The 24496-nt window shown below is 57.1% G+C and carries 25 protein-coding genes; 11 read left to right on the top strand and 14 right to left on the bottom strand.

Annotated features, from left to right (window positions below):
• Nucleotides 1-87: 87 nt before the first annotated feature.
• The 4 genes from PG888_RS05840 to rlmM are packed head-to-tail and all read left to right on the top strand — an operon-like array spanning nt 88 to nt 3158.
• A complete protein-coding gene (locus tag PG888_RS05840) occupies nt 88-1008 on the top strand; it encodes a transcriptional regulator GcvA (RefSeq protein ID WP_042058376.1) in 921 nt (306 codons plus the stop codon).
• Nucleotides 1001-1630 (top strand): alpha/beta family hydrolase, encoded by a 630-nt coding sequence (locus PG888_RS05835; protein ID WP_182939046.1) that lies wholly within the window; start codon nt 1001-1003, stop codon nt 1628-1630. The genes PG888_RS05840 and PG888_RS05835 overlap by 8 nt, the downstream gene beginning before the upstream one ends.
• 54 nt (nt 1631-1684) lie before the next feature.
• The gene (locus PG888_RS05830; RefSeq protein ID WP_182939047.1) at nt 1685-2071 is read left to right on the top strand and encodes a DUF423 domain-containing protein; all 387 of its coding nucleotides are present in this window, start codon (nt 1685-1687) and stop codon (nt 2069-2071) included.
• Entirely contained in the window at nt 2064-3158 is a 1095-nt protein-coding gene (rlmM, locus tag PG888_RS05825) for a 23S rRNA (cytidine(2498)-2'-O)-methyltransferase RlmM (RefSeq protein WP_182939048.1), read from the top strand. The genes PG888_RS05830 and rlmM overlap by 8 nt, the downstream gene beginning before the upstream one ends.
• A gap of 82 nt (nt 3159-3240) precedes the next feature.
• Here the strand turns inward: rlmM and PG888_RS05820 are convergent, their stop codons facing one another.
• The 7 genes from PG888_RS05820 to queF form a co-directional block, all read right to left on the bottom strand.
• Entirely contained in the window at nt 3241-3699 is a 459-nt protein-coding gene (locus PG888_RS05820) for a hypothetical protein (RefSeq protein ID WP_182939049.1), read from the bottom strand.
• Nucleotides 3700-3816: 117 nt separating this feature from the next.
• On the bottom strand, nt 3817-4824 hold the full coding sequence (locus tag PG888_RS05815) for an isocitrate dehydrogenase (protein ID WP_182939050.1): 1008 nt from the start codon (nt 4822-4824) through the stop codon (nt 3817-3819).
• Nucleotides 4825-4983: 159 nt separating this feature from the next.
• Nucleotides 4984-5784, bottom strand: coding sequence for a flap endonuclease Xni (gene xni, locus PG888_RS05810; RefSeq protein ID WP_182939051.1), 801 nt, complete (start codon nt 5782-5784; stop codon nt 4984-4986).
• A 139-nt stretch (nt 5785-5923) separates the two neighbouring features.
• Nucleotides 5924-7279 carry a nucleotide 5'-monophosphate nucleosidase PpnN gene (gene ppnN, locus PG888_RS05805; protein WP_182939052.1) on the bottom strand — a complete coding sequence of 452 codons (1356 nt, stop codon included), beginning with the start codon at nt 7277-7279 and terminating at the stop codon, nt 5924-5926.
• A 148-nt stretch (nt 7280-7427) separates the two neighbouring features.
• Entirely contained in the window at nt 7428-9044 is a 1617-nt protein-coding gene (locus PG888_RS05800; protein ID WP_182939053.1) for a GGDEF domain-containing protein, read from the bottom strand.
• 84 nt (nt 9045-9128) lie between these two features.
• Nucleotides 9129-11408 carry a tetratricopeptide repeat protein gene (locus PG888_RS05795; protein ID WP_182939054.1) on the bottom strand — a complete coding sequence of 760 codons (2280 nt, stop codon included), beginning with the start codon at nt 11406-11408 and terminating at the stop codon, nt 9129-9131.
• Between the two features lie 211 nt (nt 11409-11619).
• Nucleotides 11620-12468, bottom strand: coding sequence for an NADPH-dependent 7-cyano-7-deazaguanine reductase QueF (gene queF / locus PG888_RS05790; RefSeq protein ID WP_182939055.1), 849 nt, complete (start codon nt 12466-12468; stop codon nt 11620-11622).
• Between the two features lie 204 nt (nt 12469-12672).
• On the opposite strand from queF, the gene syd reads away from it, so the two are divergent.
• Nucleotides 12673-13221 (top strand): SecY-interacting protein, encoded by a 549-nt coding sequence (syd, locus tag PG888_RS05785; RefSeq protein WP_182939056.1) that lies wholly within the window; start codon nt 12673-12675, stop codon nt 13219-13221.
• 92 nt (nt 13222-13313) lie between these two features.
• Here syd and PG888_RS05780 read toward each other — a convergent pair whose 3' ends face one another.
• From PG888_RS05780 to PG888_RS05760, 5 genes are all read right to left on the bottom strand, one after another.
• Nucleotides 13314-14099, bottom strand: coding sequence for a Zn-ribbon-containing protein (locus PG888_RS05780; protein WP_139463048.1), 786 nt, complete (start codon nt 14097-14099; stop codon nt 13314-13316).
• A 3-nt stretch (nt 14100-14102) separates the two neighbouring features.
• The gene (locus tag PG888_RS05775) at nt 14103-14399 is read right to left on the bottom strand and encodes a DNA-binding protein (RefSeq protein WP_182939057.1); all 297 of its coding nucleotides are present in this window, start codon (nt 14397-14399) and stop codon (nt 14103-14105) included.
• A gap of 84 nt (nt 14400-14483) precedes the next feature.
• The gene (locus tag PG888_RS05770) at nt 14484-14720 is read right to left on the bottom strand and encodes a DUF2789 family protein (RefSeq protein ID WP_005338602.1); all 237 of its coding nucleotides are present in this window, start codon (nt 14718-14720) and stop codon (nt 14484-14486) included.
• Between the two features lie 74 nt (nt 14721-14794).
• Nucleotides 14795-15094, bottom strand: coding sequence for a DUF3301 domain-containing protein (locus PG888_RS05765; protein ID WP_182939058.1), 300 nt, complete (start codon nt 15092-15094; stop codon nt 14795-14797).
• A gap of 111 nt (nt 15095-15205) precedes the next feature.
• On the bottom strand, nt 15206-16246 hold the full coding sequence (locus tag PG888_RS05760; protein ID WP_182939059.1) for a DUF3549 family protein: 1041 nt from the start codon (nt 16244-16246) through the stop codon (nt 15206-15208).
• A gap of 276 nt (nt 16247-16522) precedes the next feature.
• Here PG888_RS05760 and PG888_RS05755 point away from each other — a divergent pair, with 276 nt between their 5' ends.
• The 6 genes from PG888_RS05755 (at nt 16523) to ptsG (ending at nt 22873) form a co-directional block, all read left to right on the top strand.
• Nucleotides 16523-16858, top strand: coding sequence for a YqcC family protein (locus PG888_RS05755; RefSeq protein WP_005338596.1), 336 nt, complete (start codon nt 16523-16525; stop codon nt 16856-16858).
• Nucleotides 16855-17628 carry a tRNA pseudouridine(65) synthase TruC gene (gene truC, locus PG888_RS05750; RefSeq protein ID WP_182939060.1) on the top strand — a complete coding sequence of 258 codons (774 nt, stop codon included), beginning with the start codon at nt 16855-16857 and terminating at the stop codon, nt 17626-17628. The genes PG888_RS05755 and truC overlap by 4 nt, the downstream gene beginning before the upstream one ends.
• A 90-nt stretch (nt 17629-17718) precedes the next feature.
• Nucleotides 17719-18159 carry a flavodoxin gene (locus tag PG888_RS05745; protein WP_182939061.1) on the top strand — a complete coding sequence of 147 codons (441 nt, stop codon included), beginning with the start codon at nt 17719-17721 and terminating at the stop codon, nt 18157-18159.
• Between the two features lie 529 nt (nt 18160-18688).
• Nucleotides 18689-19927, top strand: coding sequence for a maltoporin LamB (lamB, locus tag PG888_RS05740; protein WP_019445215.1), 1239 nt, complete (start codon nt 18689-18691; stop codon nt 19925-19927).
• An 82-nt stretch (nt 19928-20009) separates the two neighbouring features.
• On the top strand, nt 20010-21017 hold the full coding sequence (locus PG888_RS05735; protein WP_182939062.1) for a MalM family protein: 1008 nt from the start codon (nt 20010-20012) through the stop codon (nt 21015-21017).
• A gap of 425 nt (nt 21018-21442) precedes the next feature.
• Nucleotides 21443-22873: a PTS glucose transporter subunit IIBC gene (ptsG, locus tag PG888_RS05730; protein ID WP_005338586.1), complete on the top strand. Its 1431-nt coding sequence runs from the start codon at nt 21443-21445 to the stop codon at nt 22871-22873.
• Between the two features lie 269 nt (nt 22874-23142).
• On the opposite strand, the gene PG888_RS05725 is transcribed toward ptsG, so the two are convergent.
• Together PG888_RS05725 and dapD are read right to left on the bottom strand one after the other, a co-directional pair.
• Nucleotides 23143-23526 (bottom strand): DUF3461 family protein, encoded by a 384-nt coding sequence (locus PG888_RS05725; RefSeq protein WP_182939063.1) that lies wholly within the window; start codon nt 23524-23526, stop codon nt 23143-23145.
• A gap of 127 nt (nt 23527-23653) precedes the next feature.
• Nucleotides 23654-24481: a 2,3,4,5-tetrahydropyridine-2,6-dicarboxylate N-succinyltransferase gene (dapD, locus tag PG888_RS05720; RefSeq protein WP_005338581.1), complete on the bottom strand. Its 828-nt coding sequence runs from the start codon at nt 24479-24481 to the stop codon at nt 23654-23656.
• Between the last annotated feature and the right edge of the window lie 15 nt (nt 24482-24496).

Here is a 24496-nt window from a genome sequence, read left to right as displayed (position 1 = left end):
TGGGCGAATTATGTTTATTCACTGGTCGACCCGCAACCGACAAATTATAATGCGCCCCATTAGAAAAACTCATCGTCGGCTGGTGTCATGTCTCGTCGTTTACCTCCGCTCAATGCCCTTAAGGCGTTTGAAGCAGCGGCTCGTCACTTAAGCTTTACCCGCGCAGCAGAAGAGTTGTTTGTGACTCAGGCTGCCATCAGTCACCAGATCAAGGCGCTGGAGGAGTATCTTGGCATCAAGCTGTTCCGCCGTAAAAACCGCTCCTTGTTGCTGACCGAAGAGGGGCAGGGCTATTTCCTGGATATCAAGGATATCTTTGCCTCCATCTCTGAGGCGACCGACAAGCTGCTGGCCCGCAGTGCCAAGGGGGCGTTGACCGTCAGTCTGCAGCCGAGTTTCGCCATCCAGTGGCTGGTGCCGCGCTTGGTCAAGTTCAGCGAACGCCACCCCGATATCGATGTGCGGATCAAGGCGGTCGATCTCGACGAAGGGTCGCTCACCGACGACGTAGATGTTGCCATCTACTACGGGCGTGGCAACTGGCCGGGTCTGCGTTGCGACAAGCTGCATACCGAATACCTGATCCCGGTCTGCTCCCCCTTGCTGTTGACCGGGCCAAAACCGCTGCGTACGCCGCAAGATTTGACTCTTCATACCCTGCTGCACGATACCTCCCGCCGTGACTGGAAGGCCTGGTTCCGCCAGCTCGATATCGATGCACCCAACGTCAATCAGGGGCCCATCTTCAGCCACTCCACCATGGTAATCCAGGCGGCGATCCATGGTCAGGGGGTGGCGCTTGGCCACAGCGTGCTGGCGCAACCCGAGATTGAGGCCGGCCGTCTTATCTGCCCGTTCGAGCAGGTGTTGGTGAGCAAAAATGCCTTCTATCTGGTGTGCCAGGAGCAACAGTCGGATCAGGGCAAGATCGTAGCCTTCCGCGACTGGATGCTGGAGCTGGTAGAGCAGGAAGAGGCGCGTCGCAGGGCAAGGCTCGCCGATGCCTGAGGTGATCCGCGAGGGGGCAATTGATGCCCCCGTTCGCATTTTGCTGGCCCACGGTGCGGGCGCCGGGATGGAACACGCCTTTCTTGCCGAGTTGTCACGCCTGCTGGCTGGCCCCGACATCGAAGTGGTGCGCTTCAACTTCCCCTATATGGCCAAACGGGCTTTGGATGGCATACGCAGGCCGCCTGATCGGCAGCCTGTATTGCTTGAACACTGGCATGAAATGATCCGCGAGTTTGCCCATCCACGGCTGTTTCTGGCGGGCAAGTCGATGGGCGGGCGGATGGCGGCGGAACTGTATAGTGAAGGCGAGGGTGAGATGAATGCTGCAGGATTGCTCATTCTCGGGTATCCTTTCCACCCTCCGGTCAAGCCCGACAGTTGGCGAGGCGAGGTACTCAAGCATATTGCAGTGCCAACCCTGCTGTTGCAGGGGGAGCGCGACACCTTCGGTAGTCGCGCCGAACTGGCCGATTTCCCCTTCTCACCCGCCGTATCGGTCCATTGGTTGACCGATGGTGATCATGGTTTCAAACCGCGTAAAGCCAGTGGCGTGAGTGAGCAGGAGAATATGCAGCATGCGGCGGCGGCTATCAGCCATTTTGTGGCCCGGCACGGATAGCTAGAGTGGACTGGCCTTGTTGTTGCCAGCCGTGATGAGAGAGGGAGAGTGAGGATGCAGATCCATCGACATTGGCTGATACTGGCCGGTCTCTTCGGGTTGACGGCCACCATGTTGGGGGCGTATGGCGCTCATGGATTGGCGGCGACCGGCATTACGCCCGAGCGTCTGGCGGCGTTCAATACCGCCGTGCAGTATCAGTTTTTTCACGCATTGGCCCTGCTGGCTCTGGGTTGGTGTGGTGTGCGCAGCAAGGTGATCCACCTGGCTGGCACCGCCTTTGTGCTGGGGATCATCGGATTCTCCGGCAGTATTTACGCCATGGTGCTGCTTGGCAGCAAGGGGCTGGGGCTGATTACCCCGGCTGGTGGCCTCTGTTTTATGTTGGGATGGGCGGCTTTGATTTGGGCCGGCTGTCGTCTTGGAGGAAAAAATGAATAATCTGCTGCTTTATTGCCGCCCCGGTTTTGAGAAAGAGGCGGCTGCAGAGATCACCGAGCGTGCCGGTAACATGCAGTGCTACGGTTTCGCCCGGGTCAAGGACGACAGCGGTTATGTGATCTTCGAACTGTATGACGAGGAGCAGGCGGACCTGCTGGCTCGCAAGCTGCCGTTCCGGGAGCTCATCTTCATCCGTCAGATGCTGGTGGTGACCCATGAGCTGAAGGCGCTGGATGTCGCGGACAGGATCACTCCCATCATCGAGGCGGTTCGCGAATACACCATTTGCGGCGATCTGCGTGTCGAAACCGCGGATACCAACGAAGCGAAAGAGCTGTCGGCCTTCTGCCGCAAGTTCACCGTGCCGCTGCGTCAGGCGCTGCGCAGCAACGAGATCCTGACCAAGAAGGAGACGCCAAACCGTCCGGTGTTCCACGCCTTCTTCATGGCCAATGATCACGTGTTGCTGGGCTACTCCTATTCGTTCAACAACTCCGGATTCCACATGGGGATCCCGCGCCTGCGCTTCCCGGCCGATGCGCCGAGCCGCTCCAGCCTCAAGCTGGAGGAGGCGTTTTACGTGTTCGTGCCGCGGGAAGAGTGGGATGTGCGTCTCTGCTCAGGCATGAAGGCGGTGGATCTGGGCGCCTGCCCGGGTGGCTGGACCTATCAGCTGGTGCGTCGTGGCATGATGGTTACAGCGGTCGACAACGGCATGATGGCCCAATCCCTGATGGATACCGGTCAGGTCAAGCATATCCGGGATGACGGTTTCGTCTGGCGTCCGAGCAAGAAGAACACCTACTGGCTGGTGTGCGACATGGTCGATAAACCGGCGCGGGTCGTTCACATGATTGCGGACTGGTTCCGTGAGGGCGACTGCCAGGAGGCGATGTTCAACCTCAAGCTGCCGATGAAGAAGCGTTATGCGGAATCGGTACACAACATCGAAGTGCTGCGCGAGATGCTCAAGGAGATCGACAACGCGTTCGTGATCCAGGCCAAGCAGCTCTATCACGATCGAGAAGAGATCACCGTGCATGTTTACAACAAGTACTGGGTCTCCAAACTCGAGCCCAAGGCGTGATGTAGCCGTTCAGCCCGAACGATAATTACCAAGGCCGACAGGGAAACCTGTCGGCCTTTTGCTATGCGGCTGCCGGAAAATATCAGAAACGGTAATCGAGGCGCAGGGAGGATTCGTCGTCGGTCACCTTGATCTCTATCTGCAGCGGGAAGGTTTTGTCGACCGGATTGAACTGCATTTTGATGCCATCCCCTCTCAATCTGATTGCCGTATGCAGTCCACCGGCTTTGAATTTGACCTTGGGTCTGAAGCGTTCAATCGACAGACTGATGCTCTTTTCCGGGGTCAGATTGAGCTGCGGGTAGGAGGTGATCTTTTGATTACCAAAGTTGTCGGTGGAGACTTCAATCCCAAACGACAGGGGTTTGGGTGCCTTGAGCAGGTCGTTGGTATCCAGGCTTGAACGCCATACCTCGGTGGCAGTCCGTTTTTCCTGCTGTGGCAGTTTGGCGATTTGGGTTGATTGGGCCTGTTCGAAGGCACTGGCAGTGCCACAAACCAGCATCAGACCCGACACCAGATAGCACCCGTATCCCTTCATGAAAAACACTCCCTGTTCTTCTTCTCTATTGAACATAGTTGCTGTTCGGGGAGTGGCAAAGGATTCGGAAATATAAAAAAGGGAGCCGAAGCTCCCTTTTAAAATCAATGAATTAACTCACATACGATCGATGATGGCCTGGGTGAATTCGCTGGTGGAAGCCGTGCCACCCAGATCGCGGGTGACCCGATCACCGGATTCGATGGTAGCTCGCACCGCTTCGCGGATCCGCTCTGCTTTATCCTGCATGCCGAGGTACTCCAGCATCTGAATGGAGGCGAGGATCACCGAGGTCGGGTTGGCGATATTCTTGCCTGCGATATCCGGTGCCGAGCCGTGCACCGCTTCGAAGATGGCGGCGCCATCGCCGATGTTGGCGCCGGGCGCCATACCAAGGCCGCCAACCAGACCGGCGCAAAGATCCGAAAGGATATCGCCGAACAGGTTGGTGGTGACCATGACATCGAAACGCTCCGGGTACATCACCAGGTTCATGCAGGCGGCATCGACGATCATCTCTTCGCTCTGGATATCTGGGTAGTGGCTGGCGATTTCACGGGCTACTTCGAGGAACAGGCCGGAGGTCGACTTGAGGATGTTAGCCTTGTGGATGATGGTGACCTTCTTGCGCCCTTCCTGACGAGCCAGCTCGAAGGCAAACTTGACGATGCGCTCGGCCCCTTCACGAGTGATGATGCTCATCGCCTCGGCACTCTTGTTGTCATCGCTGCGCTTTTGGCCTGCACCCGAGTACATCCCTTCGGTGTTTTCACGCACCGTGATGATGTCGATATTGTCGTAACGGCTCTTGGTGCCCTTGAAGGAGATGACCGGACGCACGTTGGCGTAGAGGTTGAATTTCTTGCGCAGGGAGACGTTGATGGAGGTAAAACCGCCGCCGACCGGCGTGGTCAATGGCCCTTTCAGGCTCACCTTGTTCTTCTCAATCAGATCCAGGGTAGCCTGGGGCAGCAGCTCGCCATGCTTCTCGAGGGCAACCAAGCCTGCATCAGCATATTCGTATTCGAAATCGCAGCCCGCATGGGTCAGGATCTGGATGGCTGATTCAATGATGCTGGGGCCGATGCCGTCGCCGGGGATCACGGTAATTTTTCTTTTGGACATGAGAGGGTTCCACTTCCAAGGTATAGGGGAGGATGGGGCTGCTTTATAGCATTTACTCAGCAAACCAACCACATTCCTTTACATTCTACTCACTTTCATCAACAGCGAGGGTGAGTCTCGTCATGGTTCGCACCCTTACCTGCATTTTTGTTCGGCCATTTAGTCCGGCTGGGGCGGGTAGCGGATGTCCCGCAGGTTGAATCCCAGCACAATATCACGCTGCAAGCGCACCAGCCGCTGGGCCAGCAGGGCTTCATCCTGATGCTGGCGCAGCTTGAGCAATGGCTTGGCGGCATCCTCTTGAAGGCAGGCCTCGAGCATGGCCGCCAGATTGCCATATTGCTGCAGCAGCTGGGTAGCGGTCTTGGGGCCGATACCCGGTACCCCCTTGATATTGGAACCGCTGATACCGGTCAGGGCCCAGAAGTCGACCAGCTGAGCGGGCATTACCCCATATTGCTGCTGGACGAAGGCGGCATCCAGCCAGCGTTTGTTGAAGTAGTCGCGTACCCGGATCTGCGGGCAGATGAGCTGACAGAACCCTTTGTCGGTGGAGATGATGGTTGCCTGATGGCCGTGGCTGGCGATGCCGCAGGCTAGAGTGGCGATGAGATCATCCGCCTCATCGGTCTCGGAGAGCAGGGCATCGACACCGCACTCCCAGAAAGCATCCTGCAGGGTCGCCAGCCCTTCACGCAGCTCGGGGGGCATGGGCGTGCGCCCCTCCTTGTAGGCTGGATAGACCTCCTTGCGCCAGCTGTGCACCTCGCCGTCAAAGACCGCGATGACATGGGTCGGTTCGCTATTGGCCAGCAGCTTGCGGCAGGTATTGATGAGGTTGGCGCGGGTGGCGACCAGCGCTTGGGCAGGGGTCAGTGCCTGCTGGGCCTGTACCGCGTGCAGACGGCGAATGAGGTTGAGGGCATCGATGATGAGCAGGTGTGGCCGGATAGTTGACATGGGGCACTCTTGGCGGTCGGGACGCCCCATTGTAACAAACCACTCGCCTGATGGGGGATTGATGGTATGCGGGAAGGCATAGCACCAATAAAGAGGGGCGCCGATGCACCCCTCTGTCGATGATGTGGCTGTCTGTACCCTAGCGGACGATTTCGTAGCAGGGCACATATTGGCTGCCCGGCAGCTTCATCCGCTGCTGCTTGACGAAGCTCTCCAGCAGCTTGTCCATCAGGTGCATCAGCTCCTCGTCGCCGTGTAGCTTGAAGGGGCCTTTCTTCTCGATGGCGCGAATGCCCCCTTCCTTGACGTTGCCAGCCACGATGCCGGAGAAGGCGCGGCGCAGGTTGGCAGCCAGCAGTTGCGGCGGCTGGTTGCGGTGCAGATCCAGACTGGCCATGCTGGCGTGATCCGGCTCGAACGGGAGCTGGAACTCCGGCTCAATCTTGAGGGACCAGTTGAATGAGTAGGCATCGCCGACCGATTTGCGATATTCGCGAATCTTCGGCATCGCCTCTTTCATTACCCGGGCCACTTCCGGCGCATCGCCGACGATGATCCGGTAGAGCCGGGTGGCTGGCTCGCCCAGGGTCGCCTTGATGAAGTCATCGATGGCACGGAAGTAGTCGGCGCTCTCTTTCGGGCCGGTCAGAATGATCGGCATCGGCTGGCGTTCATTGGCCGGGTTCATCATGATGCCGAGCAGATAGAGCAGCTCTTCGGCGGTGCCGACCCCGCCCGGGAAGATGATGATGCCGTGGCCCAGACGCACGAAGGCTTCCAGCCGCTTCTCGATATCCGGCAGGATCACCAGCTCGTTGACGATGGGATTGGGCGGTTCGGCCGCGATGATGGAGGGTTCGGTGAGGCCGATGTAGCGCCCGTTTCGTACCCGCTGCTTGGCATGGCCGACGGCGGCCCCCTTCATTGGGCCCTCCATGGCGCCCGGGCCGCAACCGGTACAGATGTTCAGCTCACGCAAGCCCAGTTCGCTACCCACCGCACGGGTGTACTGGTATTCGATCTCGTTGATGGAGTGGCCACCCCAGCAGACGATCAGGTTGGGATCGGCGCCGGGCAGGATCACCTTGGCGTTGCGCAGAATGGCGAACACCACGTTGGAGATATGGGTGGAGTTGGTCAGATTGACCTGGCGGTTGGACTCGAGCTGATTGGAGACATAGAGAATGTCGCGTAGCACCGAGAAGAGGTGCTCCTGAATGCCGCGAATGATCTCGCCATCGACAAAGGCGTGCTCGGGGGCATTGAACAGTTCCAGCTTGACCCCGCGCTCGCGCCGGATCACATGAATATCAAACGATTTGAAGCGCTCCAGGATCTCCTTGGAGCTGTCGGTATGGCTACCGGAGTTGAGCACTGCCAGCGAGCAGTTGCGAAACAGTTGATAGATATCGCTGGAGGCAGTCTGCTTGAGGCGATCCACCTCAAGCTGTGACAGCAAATCCATGCTGCCGACGGGATTGATGTGCGTAATCATAGGTTCCCCTTTACTCACTTGTTATCGTTGTGTTTTTCCCTGGGGAGAAAAGGGGACGCCATGTAGCATCCCCTGAGATCGATAGTAGTGGTAACAGAGGGGGGAGGGAAATAGGGTGACGACTGTTCGCTGTTTTTTTAGCCGGTTGTCAGGCCAGTGTCACTTGATCCCGACCGGTGTTCTTGGCGTGGTAGAGCGCCTTATCCGCCCGCTCGAACACATCGGACGGGTTATCCCCATCCTTGAACAGGGTGGCGCCGATGGAGATGGTGATCTCCACCTTGGCATCGCGAAAACGGAACGGGATGCTCTTGATGGTCTGGCGCAGGGTCTCCAGCGGCTTCTGGAATTTGTCCGGGTTGATGTTGGGCAGCAACACCACGAACACTTCCCCGCCGAAACGGGCGATGAAGTCAGTGTCACGCAGGGCACTCTGCAGCGCCTTGGCGACCACTTTCAGCGCCTTGTCACCCGCCATATGGCCGTAGTTGTCATTGATGTTCTTGAAGTGATCGATGTCGATGATCGCCATGCAGAGCGGAGTGCGGTAGCGCAGCCAACGTTTGTACTCCTGCTCCAGCCGTTCATCGAGGGCGGCCCGGTTGTGTACCTGGGTCAGGCTGTCGAGGAACAGCTTGTGCTTCTGAATGGTCAACCGCTTCTTATACTCGGCGGTCTCCTCCTTCATCAACCGCAGCTTGGACTCCATGGTGGATAGGCGGGTGAGCAGGTGACGCTCTCGCGCCGCTGTGCTCTCGCGCTCTTGCAGCAGCAGGTTGATGGCGCCCATGTGGCCTGAGATGGTTCGCTTGAGCGCATCGAGGGAGTTATAGCTGGCCAGGGATTGATCGATGGCCTGCAACTCGCTGACCAGCGCCTCGCGGGTCTCTCTGGTTTCGTTTTGCAGCGCGCGCCCCTCGTCGAGGGATTCGGTAAACCCGACATGCACCGCGGACAGGCTCTCGTTGAGGGAGCTGAGGAAGGCGCGGGAGGCTTTGCGCTCCTCACGGGTACCTTCGATGATGAGCTCAATCACCTGCAGGCAGGTTTCCGCCAGCAGGGCCGGGTTGATCCCGATCAGCAACTGGCGGCGGATGTCGCCCAGACTCTCGCCGATGGCACCGGCAAAGTCGAGTTCGGTGATGAGCCGCTGCAGCTCGTCGGCGATGCGAGCGTGATCCTTGAGATCAAACGGGTCGACATCGGGCTGGCCATCGTGGCTGGTGGGGGCATTTTCTGGCTGAGCTGCGCCTGCCGGTGCCAGCAGAGGCTGGCTGGGCAGCAGCTGGATCTTGATCGCCTGCTGGTAGAACTCCAGCAGTTTGATTACCTTCTTTTGCTGATCGGCAATGCCGTAACCGGCGGGACTTGCCAGAAACTCCTTGAGGGATTTGCGGGTCTCTTCCGGGAAGCCCTTGATGGTTTTCAGCTGTCTGGAGCCAAGATCGATGGCGGTTTGGGTCAGGGTGATCGACTCTTCCAGCGCATTGCTGTGCTGCTGCAACAGTTTTTCGATGGCCTGCAGATCCTCATCCAGCGCGGTAAAGGCCGGATTGTTATCTAGTTTCTGCTTGAGTTTGGCGAATCGATTATCCAGCTCGCGGTCGAAGCCACGGCAGGAGAGCATCAACTTGTTGATAAACTGGATGCCGCGGGCACGCTCTGCATCGGAGAACGAGAGAACGCCGTCGAGTTCCAGCTGTTTTTGCTGAAGGGATTCCCTGAGCCTGGCCAATTGTCCTGCTACGGCAGCGATGTCATTCATTATCAGGTCGCCCTGTTGTCATTATTGTTTTTGGTGTTGGATAGCAACAGTGGTCGAACCGGGTTTCGAGCCTCGCCCTGTTATCTACATTTCCGGGTGGTCATCGGCAGCCGGCTTCCTTGCAAGGCTGGGCCAATTAACCCATTGCTTTTCATGAGAAGAATTGACTTTTACCAGCCCCTTGTCAATTGCCATCAAGCCGCATTGCCACACATCCCCATTAAAAAATGCGGCCTGTTGGCAATCGATGGCGGCGAGCTCCAACCAGGCGTTTTGCTGGCATTTTTCACTGAGCTGAATGGCTCCCGACAGGGCGAGATAGCAGAGGTCAAACAGGCCATTGTGATCGAGCGCGGTCGCCGCCTTCGGCAGGAAGGGGTGACTGACAATCCCGAGGCTGATCTGGCGATCCAGCGGATAGCTGCAAGGGAAGGCGGCGATGGCGGTCAGCAGGTCTCCCGCCAGTTGATGTAGGTTGGTCACGTGGCGCTGTGGCACCACATAGAGCATGTGTCCTTCACGCAAGTCATAGATACGGCCATCTTGCGGGGTCAGGGTGTCCATATAGGCACCGAAGGCCTGCTCGATTTCTCTGCTGGCCTGATAGCCGTGGCGCTCCAGCGTGTTGACCAGAAAGGGCACCCGGAACAGCAGATAGTGCAGCTTGTCATCGAACTCGCTGGAGGGCTGTTCACTGAGGTACCAGCGATCCGATTTCAGCTGGCGCTTTGCCATCTCCCGCGGCCAGCGGTTCATCAGCCGCTGCCAGTTGGCCAGCCCCGAGCGTGGCTCGATCAGCAGGGCCTCATTGGTCCGTTTCAGTTGCAGGCGGGCAGTACGCAGCTTGAGCCAGAGGGTGAAGAAGAGGTAGATAAAGAGCGCCAGCAGCAGGCTGGTGGTGATGCTCGACCAGAGATAGCGCTCCTGCTGATGCTGGCTGTTGTTAAGTCGCTGCTCCAGCTCCTTGATATGTTGCACCCGCTCGACCTGGACATAGTTGTCACGGATCGCCGCCTGCTCCATGGCCTGCTCCTGCTGGCGCACCTCTTCGCCAAGACGGTGGAAGCGCTTGTAGCTGTCGAGGGCCTGACGCAGATACCCCTTCTGCTCGTAGGCAAGCGACAACAGGCGGAATACCTCGTACTGACGGCGGGTATCGCCGAGCTGATTGGCCAGTGCGCGGGCGTTCTCCAACTGCAGGATGGCGATGGCGGCCTCCTGCTTCTTCAGATAGAGCTCGCCGAGCAGCAGCAGGGTATCGATCAGCGGCTCTTTGGCATCGCTCAGTTCGTGAGACTGACGGGCCGCATTGAGGTAGTTGCTGGCCAGCGAGAGGTTGCCGCTTTGCAGGTAGGTTTTGCCGATTTCATATTTGAGCAGGGAGGCTTGTGGTCGGTTGCTCCCCTCATCGAGCAGATCCAGCGCATTGAAGAAGTAGACCAGCGCCATATTGAGGTCGCCCTGCTCGCGGTTGAGTCGCGCCAGCACCATCAGGGAGTCGCACAGCAGGGAAGGGTTGCCGATGGAGTGGAAGTAGTTGGCCGCCTCATTGGCATACTGCAGCGCTTTCTGGGGCTCCTGCTCCTGCTGATAGAGTTTGACTATCTGGTTCGACAGCAGGCCGAGAAAGAGCGGGTCGTTGAGGCTTTTGGCCTGTTGCTGGGCATCGATATATTCCCCCAGTGCCAGCTGTGGCTGCTGCAGCGCGCGATAGAGGTCGCCGCTGATGGCGCTGACCCAGGCACTGGCGAGGGGATTGGGGGTCTTGGCGGCCCAGATCCGCGCATCTGCCAAGTGGGCCTTGGCATCATCGAAGTGCTGGTTCTCGATGTCGTAGCTGGTGCGTTGCAGGCGGCCATAAATCTGGAGCTGGCTCTGCTTGAGCGTGGGGACGGCCAACTGTTCGTCCAGTTGATCCATCAGGGCGCGGCTGGTGCTCTGGTTATCCGGTTTGAGGGCCTGACTGCGGATCTTGAGATAGAGGCCGTGGGCCTTGAGTTCCGGTTGCCGCTCTTTGTCTGCCAGCGCCATCGCCTTGTCGAGCGCTTGCTGGGTGGCCTGATATTGACCCAGTTGCAGCAGACACTCCCCTTTGAGCAGATGGGCGCCTATGGTCTGGGCCGCCGTGCTGTAACTCAGGATGGGCTCGCGATAACCGAACTCCTGGCGATTGCTGATGATTTGCTGGGGATTATTGGCTGCGCGCGTCAGGAAGGCTGTGGTGATCTGGACGCATCTGGCAGGATCGGTCAGTACCATCGATTGCGCTTGTTGCAGATCGATAGAGAGTTGCTCCTTGTCCAGATCCAGATTCGGAGCTGACAGGGAGGACATCATCATGGCCAGAAAAAACAGTTGATTCATTGGATTAAGGACGGCGCAGAGGTGTTGGCATGTTATCCAAGCCCCCCCCTGCGAGTCCAGCGTTTACTGTGGTTTGCTGGTGGCCGGCAAGTGGGTTTCGTCTGGATTTTATTATCCAGCACCCTTATCCCTGCTGCGTAAAGCATCGATTGAAACCTTTTTTGCCAGTCATGGAGGGCAGTGCGACTGCCCTCTTTGCTGCAGCTCGACTTTATTGGCGGATTAGACGCAGGTTGGCGGGCACGGTTTCGAAATTGGAGCGGAACGGGTTGATGTCGAGGCCGCCGCGACGGGTATAGCGGGCATAGACGGTCAACTGCTCTGGCTGGCAATAGTGCTTGAGGTCGATAAAGATCCGCTCGATGCACTGCTCGTGGAACTCGTTGTGCTGGCGGAACGAGATGAGATAGCGCAGCAGCTTCTCCCGATCGAGTTTCGATCCCTTGTAGCGGATCACTACAGAGCCCCAGTCGGGCTGGCTGGTCACCAGACAGTTGGATTTGAGCAGGTGGCTGTGCAGGGTCTCCTCGACCAGCTCGCTACCGGCTGCCCCTCGCAGCAGGGACGCATCAAACTCGTAATTGTCTACCTCGATATCCTGCTCGTCGATGCACTCGCCGGGCAGCTGGGCAATCTGGTGCGGCGCCTTGTCGAGGGGGAACAGGGTCACCTTGACGGTCTCCCCCGCACAGGCGCGCAGATCCCTGGTCAGCATGGCGGCGACTGCCTCGATAGAGTCGCAACGGGTCTGGTTGAAGGAGTTGAGGTAGAGCTTGAAAGATTTGGATTCGATCAGGTTCGCACTGGTGGCCGGGATGGTCACTTCACCCACCGCCACCATCGGTTTGCCCCTGGCGTTGAGCCAGGAGAGCTCATAGAGGGTCCAGACATCGCAACCGCTAAAGGGCAGATCATCGCCCAGCTGGAGATCATCCCGGTTCAGGCTACGTGGAACCGGCTGCAGCAGGGAGGGGGAGTACTGGCTGATGTAATCGGATTGCTGGCCCAGGCTCAGGCCGGTCAGGGCGCTGGCCCCGGCGTATCTATCTTGTTTGCTCACAGGGTTGCTCACGTAATGTGCTCATGATGAGTGGAATGAAACGGGCCATTGCAGGGCCGGATGGTTGCAGCCGTTTGGCTTGGGCGTCGGCCTCTCTGTATCCCGGGTTCTGTTTCCCGGGTCGCAAGGTCGGCTGGCAACCTTGTCTGTTACCGGGTTTGGTGGTGCAATAGCGGACTTTGCCAGCAATTGTGGGGATTTTCGATGTCGGATCAAGTTTTGTCTGCCCTGGAGCACTTTTTTGCCCGCTGGCAACGGGATGGCGAGGCCAGACGAGGCCTGCCTCTGTGCGAGTGGGAGGCGGACTGGCGTTCCCCCTGCCAGCTTGGTGAGCCCGCCGATGGTCGGGTGGCCTGGCGTCCTCACCATCGCCCCGAACCCGCCGATTTTACGGCCATGGCCGATGCCCTTGAGCTGACAATTCATCCCAGCGCTATCGCCCTGTTTGGGCACTGGTTCAGTCGCCCTATCCCCTGCCTTTTCAAGGGGCTGCGCCTTGAACTGATCTTGCCGTGGAACGACGCGGATCTCGACCTGCTCAAGGAGAACCTCATTGGCCATCTGCTGATGTTGCGCAAGCTAAAACGAACCCCCTCCATCTTTATTGCCACCACCCGCAACGAGATGACGCTCATCTCGCTGGATAACGAGAGTGGTCGGGTGTGGCTGGAGTGGCTCGATTCCGGCCGCCGTCTGACGCTGGCTCCCTCCCTACCGGCGTTTCTGGAGCGGCTGGAGACGTTGCCGCAATAGCACCTGTTCGAGCCAAGGTTACTCATCGGAACGAAAAGCGCCTTGCCATGCGGCAAGGCTCTTTTTTATGGCATCGCGTACAGGGAACGCGCTTAATCCTTGAAATCCCAGGAGAGGTTGGAGACCAGACGGCAGCTGTCGCACTTGAAGTCGAAGATCTCGTGCAGCGGCGCTGCCAGTGCCCACTCACCGCCACAGCTGGGGCAGGGGCGCGCCTTCTCCTCGGCAGCGCTCAGCCCGCCCACCCGGTAGAGGTAGTAGTAGGTGGGGATGCCGCTCAGCACTTCCAGTCGCTTGGCCAGATCGCTGCCGCGCCGGTAGAGGCGGCTGCCCACTTCGCCGATTTCGTGCAGCGCCGCGTGTTCTGCGATGGAGCCGTTCATCTGTAACTGATCACACGCCTCCCAATCCTCCTGCCACTTGATGATCTGTTTCTGATCGCCGTTGGCGACAGCGGGCAGTTGGTAGAGCGGAATGGGGGCGAAGTGGTCGCCACAGCGCAGCGGCGAGCAGGTGTGCAGGAAGCTGGTGTAGAGCAGCATCCAGCTGGGGCGCTCGCCCTGCTGGCCGCAAGGATCTGTGCTGTCGGAGAGCAGATCCGCCCCCTGCAGCTGGAGTTTGGGCGCCAGCAGCCCGGCCTGATTGAGCTGCTGTTCGGCCAGTTTGACCTGCTCGCTCTGGTTGTCGGGGTGCAGGCTATCCTGCTCCGGGCAGACTACCCGACTGACGAAATAGCCGTCGTGCATGCTGGTGGGGAACTCCCGCCCGAGGATCTGGCCCTGATAACGCAGCATGTCGAGGTAGTTGACGATGGCCCGCTCGGCGTCGCCAAGGGAGGTATCGCGGTAACACTCAAAGCAGAGTTCGACGATATACATGGTTCAGCCTTGCCCCTGCTGGAGGAGCAGGTCGGTCAGGCGATCCACCTTCTGTTCGATGCGTGCGAGCTGTTCGGCGAGTTGCTGCAGGGTGAGCTCCGGCGCTGGCTGGGGCACGGCCTCTGGCAGGAGCTCGCTCTCGGCGGTCGCGATGGGCTGCTGCTTCCACTGGCTCAGCACTTTCAGCAGCTCGGCCATCGGCACGGGATGGGTGAGGCGGGCCTTGATCATGGCAGTGGTGGGAGTCAGGCCCTTGGCGGCCAGCTCGTTGGCAATTCGGATGATCTCGTGGGCGGACATAAGCATGCTCTGGGTGAGAAGGAGGGATCGATATCGGGGCGGGATCTTAACCAAAGCCGGCAGGGGAGGAAAGGGGCGGGCGGCTTAGCGGGGCTGGCGCAACATCACATCGAGTTGGTCGATCGCCTCGCACCAGTCGGAGTCGTTCCACAGGGCATCACGCAGAAAGCTGGCCTGGGCGGCGTTCCAGAAACCGGCCTCCGGCAACAGGGTTTCATTGTCGAGGTGATGGTCGTGCACAAAGCGGTGCAGGCTCAGCTCGTCGTTGGCCATCCCGAGCTGGGCAAACAGGGCTGGCAGATCGTGGACAAGGGGTTCCATCTCGTCTCTCCCTTTGTTTAATCCCTGAGATTATAGACAGGCACAGCCACTGGGCGCAGAGACGAGATTGGGGATCAGGCAGAAGGGATGCGGTGAGGTGGCAGATCAACGCCGACGACGTGCAGCCCCTGCATCTTGAGGGTGCCCTGATAGTGGCTCTCGCCATCGCTGGAGAATTCAAACTGGTAGTGGGTCAGCAGCCGCAGGGGATGGCGCGCCAGCTCCCGCCGGTTGCGGGCCAGCGACAGCAGTTGCAGATCATGATGCTGGCAGTAGCGGCGCATGTATTGCCAGGCCACTTCTGCCTGTTGGCGTTGCAGCCAGAACAGGCCGGCAACGGCAATCAGCAACAAAATTCCGAGCATCTCTCCCATAGGCGGGCTTCCTTATCGTGATGTCGATAACCGGGAGTCCTGCTTGGCACTCCCAGTCTCCATTTCTATTTCCCGCCGTGTTGCCTCGTGGCGTGAGGGGGATGCGAGGGATCAGGCCGAGGCAAACAGACGGCCGATGGCCTTGCCCAGCGCCTCGCTGCGGTTGGGGTCGCGCAGTCTGGCCAGCATATCATTGCGCAGGGCCGGTAAAGTGACCAACTCGGCAAAAACCTGATTGAAGAACTGGGTTGGTTGCAGCGCCAGCTGTTCCAGATAGTGGCTGAGCAGATTGGCATCTTTCAGATCGGGCCAGAGCCGGCCGGCGATGGCGAGCAGCAGCGCCGGGCTCGGCTGAGTTTGCAGCAGGGTCAGCAGCTTGTTGCTGCGCTGTTTGTTGCCGGGGCAGGAGGCCATGGCGCGGCAGAGGTAGGCCAGGGTCTCCGGGTTGGGGGCGGCGCACTCCTGCTCCTTGCCGATCCGCTCGAGCAGGGCCCCTTGTACTGCCGGTGGCAGCGGAGCGTTTTCAAGGCTCTGGCAGAGGGCATAGAGCGGCTCTTGCGGCAGCTTGGGCAGCGCCTTGCAGACCAGCGCCAGATTGCGCTCATCATGCAGTCGTTCGGCCAGATCGGCAAAGCCCTGCAGCCCCAGCGTCTGCCAACCGGTGTTGTTGGGGGCAGCCAGATAGTGGCAGAGGGTATCGTAATAGGCCGAAGGGGCCTGCTCCAGCTGGCGCGCCAGTTTGGCGTGCAGACTGGCCATTTTGGCCTCTGCCGGGCGGAAGGTGTAGGGATTGTCGGCCAGGCGCTGGGCCTTCTCTTCATCGAGATCGCCGGTGAGCTTGTAGCCCAGGGTCTCCACCACCTGATCCATGAACAGCTTGGGGCCGTTTGACATCAGCAGGCCGCGCTCATCGAGGGCAAATTTGAGGAACCAGAGGTAGTGGCGAGACTCGCTCGGCTGGAAGAAGTGCACGCCGAGCCAGGCGTGCTGTTGCAGCGGCCAGGGGTAGGGCTCCTGCTGCTGTTCGATGCGGACAAAGGTGTCGCTTGCCAGTGGCCGCACCTGGCGGCCCATGTCAAACAGCTGGAACTGGGTGCCAGCCTGAGTCAGAAATTCGGTCAAGGTATTGATGGCAGTAGGCGTCGCAGACATGGTGAGATCCGGCTAATGGTGATGCGGGCCGATTATAAGGCCCTTGCCGAGGATAGCCAGTGGCAGCAGACGCGCGCTGCGGCAGATATCAACATGGCAGCCATGCGGGGGGCGGTGTATAGTATCGCCCTTTTTTAACGGCGGCAGGCCGCGCTGGCTGCCGTGTATGTCGTTGACCCGGCTGAATCGCCGGTGCTGCGCGACTGAATGTATCGGCATCCTGGCTGATCCTGTCGGGTCAGCGGATCAATCTGTGGTTATGAGGAAGAGAGCGAGATGAATCAATATTTGCTGGTAGCTGGCCTGTTGGGGGAACTCACCGCCGAGTTGCAGCGCCTTGAGCGCTGGCAAGCTGACCATCCCGGTGACGAAGCCCTGGCAAGTACCCTGCCTTTTTGTGTTGATACCCTGAGCTTTGATCAATGGCTGCAGTTCGTGCTGATACCGCGCATGGAGCAGTTGGTGATGTTGCAGGCTCCGCTGCCCACCAGCGTCTCCCTCTATCCCATGGCCAGCGAAGTCTACAAAGAAGATCTGGCCGAGGCAGAAGCGCTGCTGCGCCTGATCGCCCGCTTCGATCTGCTGCTTTCCGGCAAAGTGATCGAACAATGATGCCAGATCAAACCCGAGAAGAAAGTGACTTGAAGCTGACCCTGCTCTATCAGGATGAGTGGCTGGTGGCGGTCAACAAACCGTCCGGTCTGCTGGTGCACCGCAGCTGGCTCGACAAGGGCGAGACCCGTTTTGCCATGCAGATGACCCGGGATCTCATCGGTGGTCGCCATGTCTATCCGGTGCATCGCCTCGACCGTCCCACCTCCGGCGTGCTGCTGTTTGCGCTCGATCCGGTGATTGCCCGCGCGCTGACCGAAGCCTTTACCCAACGTCAGGTGCACAAGGAGTATCTGGCACTGGTGCGCGGCTGGGCGCCCGAGCAGGGGGTGATCGACTATCCCCTCAAGGAGCAGCTGGACAAGATTGCCGATGCCATGAGCAACCCGGATCGCCCGGCGCAGGATGCCGTCACCACCTTCCGTCGCCTGCATCAGGTCGAGCTGCCCCACGCGGTCTCCAAGAAGCACCCCACCAGTCGTTACAGCCTGGTCAGATTGTTTCCGAAGACCGGCCGCAAGCATCAGCTACGCCGCCATATGGATCACCTGTTCCACCCCATCGTCGGGGACACCACCCACGGAGATGGCCGTCACAACCGCTTCTTTCGCGAGCACTTTGGCTGTGAACGACTGCTGCTGGTGGCCCGCACCCTGAGTTTTACCCATCCGGTGCTTAATGTACCGATGCGGATCCAGGCTCCGCTCGGTCAGGATGTGCTACGCCTGTTTGCCGAGCTGGGCTGGCCCGCCAGCGAGAGCGACTACTAAGCGCCTGATCCTCAGCCCTGAACCGGTGGCATCTGACGCCAGCTTGCTGATAGAGTTGCTTAAAAGAGTGACTCAAACAGGGAGCGGAGAATGGCGCAGATCGATATCGTGGTAGGGAGTGTCTACGGCGCAGCCATGCTGGTGGCCGAGACCTTGGCAGATGAGCTGGAGCGCAAGGGGCATCACTGTACCCTGCACGAAGAAGCACGGCTGGCGGACATCGACCCTGGCCGTTTTTTATTGCTGGTCAGTGCCACCACAGGGCAGGGGGATATTCCTCCCAATCTGCAGCCCTTTGCCAGCGAACTGGCCGACAAGGCCCCTTGGCTCAAAGGGCTGCGTTATGCCCTGATTGCCATGGGCGACAGCAGCTATGACCATTTCTGTGGCGCGGGCCGTCGGCTGGACGGATTGCTGCAAGAGTTGGGGGCCACGCGAGTGATTCCCCCGCTGGAGCTGGATGCCACCGTGCACGACGAACCCGAACAGGTGGCACTCAGCTGGCTGCAAAAGTGGGATATTCAGCCCTGAATATTCTCTGAAATAGAGCCATATCAATCCCCTGATTCCTAATCGGCAGGGGATTGTTATTTGTACAAATTCAATAGCCTGTCACCGGCATATTTCCCTAACTGAAAGAGGGATATTCCCCTCGCGCACTATCCCATGGCTGAAATGGTTTCAACCTCGCTGCAGACCCGTCATCTAAATAAAAGTTCAATCTTGAAAGCGATCTCAGTCATGTTTTTGTCATCCAATCGTAAAATAATGACTTTGGTTCTATCGCAAATTAATTGTTGGTAACGCTTTCATGTTTGTTATGATTGCGAAGTTCATGTGATTATTGGTTATTTATTGCCTATTGTGGCGATTTTTTACTTTCTGGTGTTGAGGTGATCGTTTGCCGAGCGATTTGTCGCCATTTTGTGAGTTGCTTCATATTTGTCGTGAAATACGCTCCCTATAATCAACCTCGGTTATCACCAACAGGATTACATGGTGATAAGAAGTTGAATATTCAGGATCACACTCCTCACTGCGGGAAATAAGGAATATGACAATGAAAATGAAGTGGCTCCCGATTGCAGCAGCTGTTACTGCCGCCCTGGCTTCCCAAGCCGCCTTTGCCGTAGATTTCCACGGTTATATGCGTGGTGGTTTTGGTGTTTCTGACAATGGCGGTCAGCAGACCCTGAGCCAGCAAAAAGTTGGTCGTCTTGGTAACGAAAAAAACGTTTTCGGCGAAATTCAGCTTGGCCAAGAAGTATACAATAAAAATGATATTTCATTTTATGTTGACTCAATGATTGCTTTTGGTGATGACGATTCAGCCAAGAGCACATGGAATGACAACATTGCAGGTCGCCAATTTAACGTTCAGGCTAAGAATCTGTTTGGTGGTGGCGAGACCCTTTGGGCTGGTCAGCGCTACTATCAGCGCCATGATATTCATCTTAGTGACTTCTACTACTGGGATGTGTCTGGTATCGGTGGTGGTCTTGAAAATGTGAACATTGGCCCTGGTAAGGCATCTGTTGCTTTGATTCAATCTGATACCAGTGCTGAGTTCAAAGCAGGTAAAGAGCGTGTCGATACCAACACTTTGGATGTTCGTTATGCTGGTATCCCTTTGTGGAAAGACGCCAGCTTGGAGCTGGGTTACGATTTTGCGCAAGCAAATGTCACTGACGATCAGAAAGCTCGACTTGGTTATGATGCAGAAGATGGGCAAATGGGTACGGCAGAGCTGACTTGGGGGCTGTCTGGCGGCTTTAATAAGACAGTTCTGCAGTACATGAGTGGTGGTTTGGCCAATCAAGCTGCTGGTTACGGTGCTGGTAACGGAAACGGTTTGGTTATCGAACAAGGTGATGGGAAAGGTTTCCGTGCAATCAACCACGGTGTCATCGCTTTGGGCGCAAGTAACTTCGAAGTTGGCCATCAACTGGTCTATGGTGAAGCCAATGATGTTTACGTTAACAAAAAACTCGCAGACATTGATACCTTCTCTGTGGTTGTTCGCCCTGCCTATAACTGGACTGATACTATGAAGACCTACCTTGAGCTGGGTTACTTCAAGGATAACGAGAAGATTAAAAATAGTGCAGAAAAGTCTACCGAAGGTAGTAAATACACTATCGCGCAGGCATGGTCTGCTGGCCGTGGCTACTGGGCTCGTCCGGAAATTCGGGTTTTTGCTAGCTACCTGCAGCAAGACGGTGCACTTGAAAAAGACTCCAATGGAGTTCCGCAAGATGATGCTTTCACCGTCGGTGTGCAAGCAGAAGCTTGGTGGTAATAGGTGTATTAAATGCTTGTATAGTCACGCCCCCGCTTGTCGGGGGCTTCTTTGTTTATTCTGTTAATGGATGCGTCGAATCATGTATAACACCAAGCTCGCAGTCGTTTTGCTAGGCTCTTTGTTGTTGGGCGGGTGTGCCTCGCTCGAAGCACAGCTCTCTCCAACCAAAGGGTTCAAAGCAGCCGTTACGGATCGAGAACGTGCCATGCAATCTCTGGATTTGGCTAAAGCGTGTTGCAAGGATTTTGCGAATATCCCGTATGTTGATATGGTGCTTGGGACATCTCAGCTAGCCGCCATTGATGCAAATTCTCCCGTATATGCGTTTTCTGAAGGCAAGAGTTATTTTGCTGCTTATCGTCTCCCTACTCATTCTGGTGACCTCAGTATCACTGTCGAAGGGATCATCGATCAGACTATGTTTGAGCCAGTCGTGGTTATGTTGGACTCGCGTTTTCAGGTCACCCGAACGATGGGGCGGAACGTTTTTAGATATGACCCAGCGAGATTGATCAGTGGGAATGCTGTTAGTGGAACCTTTACCGTCGACCGTAGTCACATCGGTAATCCGAACAATGAGAGCTACCTGCTTATCTATACAGATGAATCGCGATTGAGTGAGACCCTAACGATTCCCAGTGATGCCAAGTTGATGGCCAAAGCAAAGGTTGTCAATGATTACGGCATCAAGGACCCAGTTATTCCACATTCGCCTTGGGGGGTTATCCGTTTCTCTGTTGTAGACCTTAGCGCAGGAAAAGATGGTGTAAATGTGTACAAGCCAGCGTATGCAATTGGTACTGATGAGATAAAAGAGCAGGCGAGACGCTCAACTGTGGAAGTGGTTCCTAATAAACTGGTCGTCCCTGCTGCAACTGCGGTTGTCGCAACCAGTGCCTCGGTAGTTGCCAAACCTGCTCCTGCCATGCTGAGTGAAACAGAGGCTTTCTACCAGAGCCAGATCGAAAAAGCGGTCAAGGCGGGGGATATCGACAAGGCGATGAAGCTGGTGAACGAGGCCGAGCGGGCCGGTTCAACCAAGGCAAAAAGCGTGTTTATTGATGCGGTCAAGCGCTCGCAAAAATAGAATAATACGACCATTTACTGGTCAGATATATTTATTGAGGCCTCCCTTGTTGGAGGCCTTTTTAATCGGTAGACTGTAATAAATAAAAATCAAGCCGTTACACTTGGTTACAATGAGTTGCTGTTTGATGTAAGTGGTATTGTTAAAATACAAAGTGAAACTGCTATTTATATGTCTTTGTAGTAGAGTGATAATGAGGATATATATAACTTATATTACATGCGTTTTTTAGCCGCTAAACAAGTTGTGATCTCCCCTCCAAATTCAATATTCCCCCGCCTTCGAAAGCAGCAATTTATGACCCGCTGGGTTATATTCTGATGGTCAAAATAAACAAGCCCGACTCGAAGATATCTGAATGAATCAGTCCTTATTTCATCCAGATAGATCGTTCAGGGACGACAATCCATTCAGGAGCGCACACAATGTTCAAAAATGCTTTCTCTAATCTGCAAAAGGTTGGTAAGGCGCTGATGCTGCCAGTATCAGTCTTGCCAGTCGCAGGTATTCTGCTGGGGGTGGGGGCTGCCCACTTCAGCTGGATGCCGGAAATTGTCTCCCAATTGATGGAGCAAGCCGGTGGTTCCGTATTTGGCCAGATGGCCCTGCTGTTTGCAGTGGGTGTTGCTCTGGGCTTTACCAATAACGACGGTGTATCCGGTCTGTCAGCTATCGTTGGCTACGGCATCATGGTCGCAACCCTGAAGGTCATGGCACCTGTGATGGGTGTTGAAACCATCGAAACCGGCGTGCTGGGTGGTATCCTGGCCGGTGGTATCGCTGCCTGGGCGTTCAACCGTTTCTACAAGATCCAGCTGCCAGAGTACCTGGGCTTCTTCGCGGGCAAACGTGCCGTACCCATCATCACCGGTTTCCTCTCCATCGGTCTGGGTGTGATCCTGTCCGTGATTTGGCCGCCAGTGGGTGGCGCCATCGGTGCCTTCTCTGACTGGGCTGCCAACCAGAACCCGGTACTGGCCTTCGGTATCTACGGTGTGGTTGAGCGCTCCCTGATCCCGTTCGGTCTGCACCACATCTGGAACGTACCGTTCTTCTATCAGGCTGGTACCTGTGTCAACGGTGCCGGTGAAACTGTTCACGGTATCATGACCTGCTTCCTGACTGCTGATGACGCGTCCCGCGCTGCCGGTAACGGCTTTGGTCAGCTGGCTGGTGGCTACCTGTTCAAAATGTTCGGTCTGCCTGCTGCTGCGTTCGCCATCGCTCACGCTGCCAAGCCGGAAAACCGCGCCAAGATCGTTGGTATCATGGCCTCTGCAGCCCTGACCTCTTTCCTGACCGGTATCACCGAGCCGATTGAATTCTCCTTCCTGTTCATCGCTCCGGTTCTGTACGCAATCCACGCTGTACTGGCTGGTCTGGCTTATGTGCTGACCAACTCTCTGGGTATCGTACACGGTCACACCTTCTCCAACGGCTTCATCGACTTCGTGGTGCAATCACCGCGTGCCGACAACATGCTGCTGCTGGTTGGTCTGGGTCTGGTTTACGCGGCCATCTACTACGTGGTATTCAGCTTCGTTATCCGTGCCATGAACCTGAAAACCCCGGGTCGTGAAGACGAGACTGCTGAAGAGGCCGTTGGCCAAGGCAAAGACGAGATGTCTGCTGCTCTGGTTGCCGCCTTCGGTGGTAAAGAGAACATCGCTTCTCTGGATGCCTGCATCACCCGTCTGCGTGTTGGTGTGAAAGATGTTGCCAAGGTTGACCAGGCTGGTCTGAAGAAACTGGGTGCTGCCGGTGTGGTAGTGGCTGGTTCCGGCGTTCAAGCCATCTTCGGTACCAAGTCCGACAACCTGAAAACCGACATGGACATCTGGATGAAGAGCAACTAATCCTGTTGCCTGAATATCAGCGTGTTTGAAGAGGGAGGCGAAAGCCTCCCTCTTGCTATTTGTGGTTGCTTGTAGCGTGTCTCGGGGCTTGGCCGGGGTTGTGTTTTCCAAGGGGCGATATGTAACGGGTTGCCCAATGGTGGCCCAACAGCACAAGGTGGTGTGCTCCGCTCACCTTATCGCACGGCATTGCCAGATAACCCCATAGCCCCATAAAGCCAGCCAATAAAAAGAGCGCCACCGGGCGCTCTTTTGTCGAGTCGAGGGGATTAGAGTTTCTCCAGATCCCGTTCGATTTCGCTGATCTTGTTCTGTACCACTTTTTCCAGATGGCGCAGGTCGCGCAGGATCTTTTGCTTGATGTCCGGGTCGGCCTGCTGATGGACGCCCTGGGTCAGGTTATCCAGCTCATCCACCACATATTTGAGGTTGGCGTTGATCTCGGTGACATCCTTGTACTCATGGGTACCGGAGTCGACCAGCATGGTCTTGCGCTGGCGGGGATACTTGAATTTGACACTCTTGGCGAAGAACTCGCCCTTCTGCTTCTTGAAGTAGATCTTGAGGATGTCGTGGTTGGCCTCCTGGCGCAGGGTGTAGCTGTCGACGGAGGAGGGATCCTGGATCCCCAGGCTCTTCAGATTCTCGTACATCAGGCTTCCTCGGTTTGAAACGATCCTGTCCCATCCATCTTAACCGATGCCGCATGGCTTGCCTGTGACAGGGGCGCCAAAATCAAAAGGGCGCCATAAGGCGCCCTTTTCATCACAGCAATGCTGATTACTCGTCGATGGAGCGTAGCAGGGCGTTGATGCCGACTTTGGCGCGGGTTTTGGCATCCACCTTCTTGACGATCACCGCCGCGTAGAGGCTGTACTTGCCACACTTGGAGGGCAGGGAGCCGGAGACGACCACGGAGCCAGCCGGTACGCGGCCGTAGTGGATCTCGCCGGTTTCGCGGTCATAGATGCGGGTGGACTGGCCGATGAAGACGCCCATGGAGATGACGGAACCTTCCTCGACGATGACCCCTTCAACCACTTCGGATCGGGCACCGATAAAGCAGTTGTCTTCGATGATGGTCGGGTTGGCCTGCAGTGGCTCCAGTACGCCACCGATGCCGACGCCGCCGGAGAGGTGGACGTTCTTACCGATCTGGGCGCAAGAGCCGACAGTAGCCCAGGTATCGACCATGGTACCTTCGTCAACGAAGGCGCCGATGTTGACATAGGAGGGCATCAGCACGGTATTGGGGGCGATAAAGGAGCCTTTGCGGGCGGTTGCCGGCGGCACCACGCGCACACCCGCTTCCTTGAACTGCTCGGCGGTGTAGTTGGAGAACTTGAGGGGAACCTTGTCGTAGTACTGGGCATCGTCGCCCTTGATGATGCCGTTGTCGTTGATGCGGAAGTAGAGCAGAACCGCTTTCTTCAACCACTGATGGACAACCCACTCACCGGCGATCTTCTCGGCAACCCGCGCCTTGCCGGAGTCCAGCAGGTCGATGGCTTGCAGGATGGCGGACTTGGTGGCGCTATCCACGGAGCCCGGAGTAATGGTGTCGCGGCGCTCGAAGGCCGCTTCAATGATCTGTTGCAACTCGGTCATGACAGGTTTCCTTTA

Origin of the sequence: Aeromonas sp. QDB23, from assembly GCF_027707745.1 — a bacterium.
Classification (GTDB): Bacteria; Pseudomonadota; Gammaproteobacteria; order Enterobacterales; family Aeromonadaceae; genus Aeromonas; species Aeromonas allosaccharophila.
Note: the sequence above shows the minus strand (reverse complement) of the source record. Positions and strands in the feature narration are given on the sequence as shown.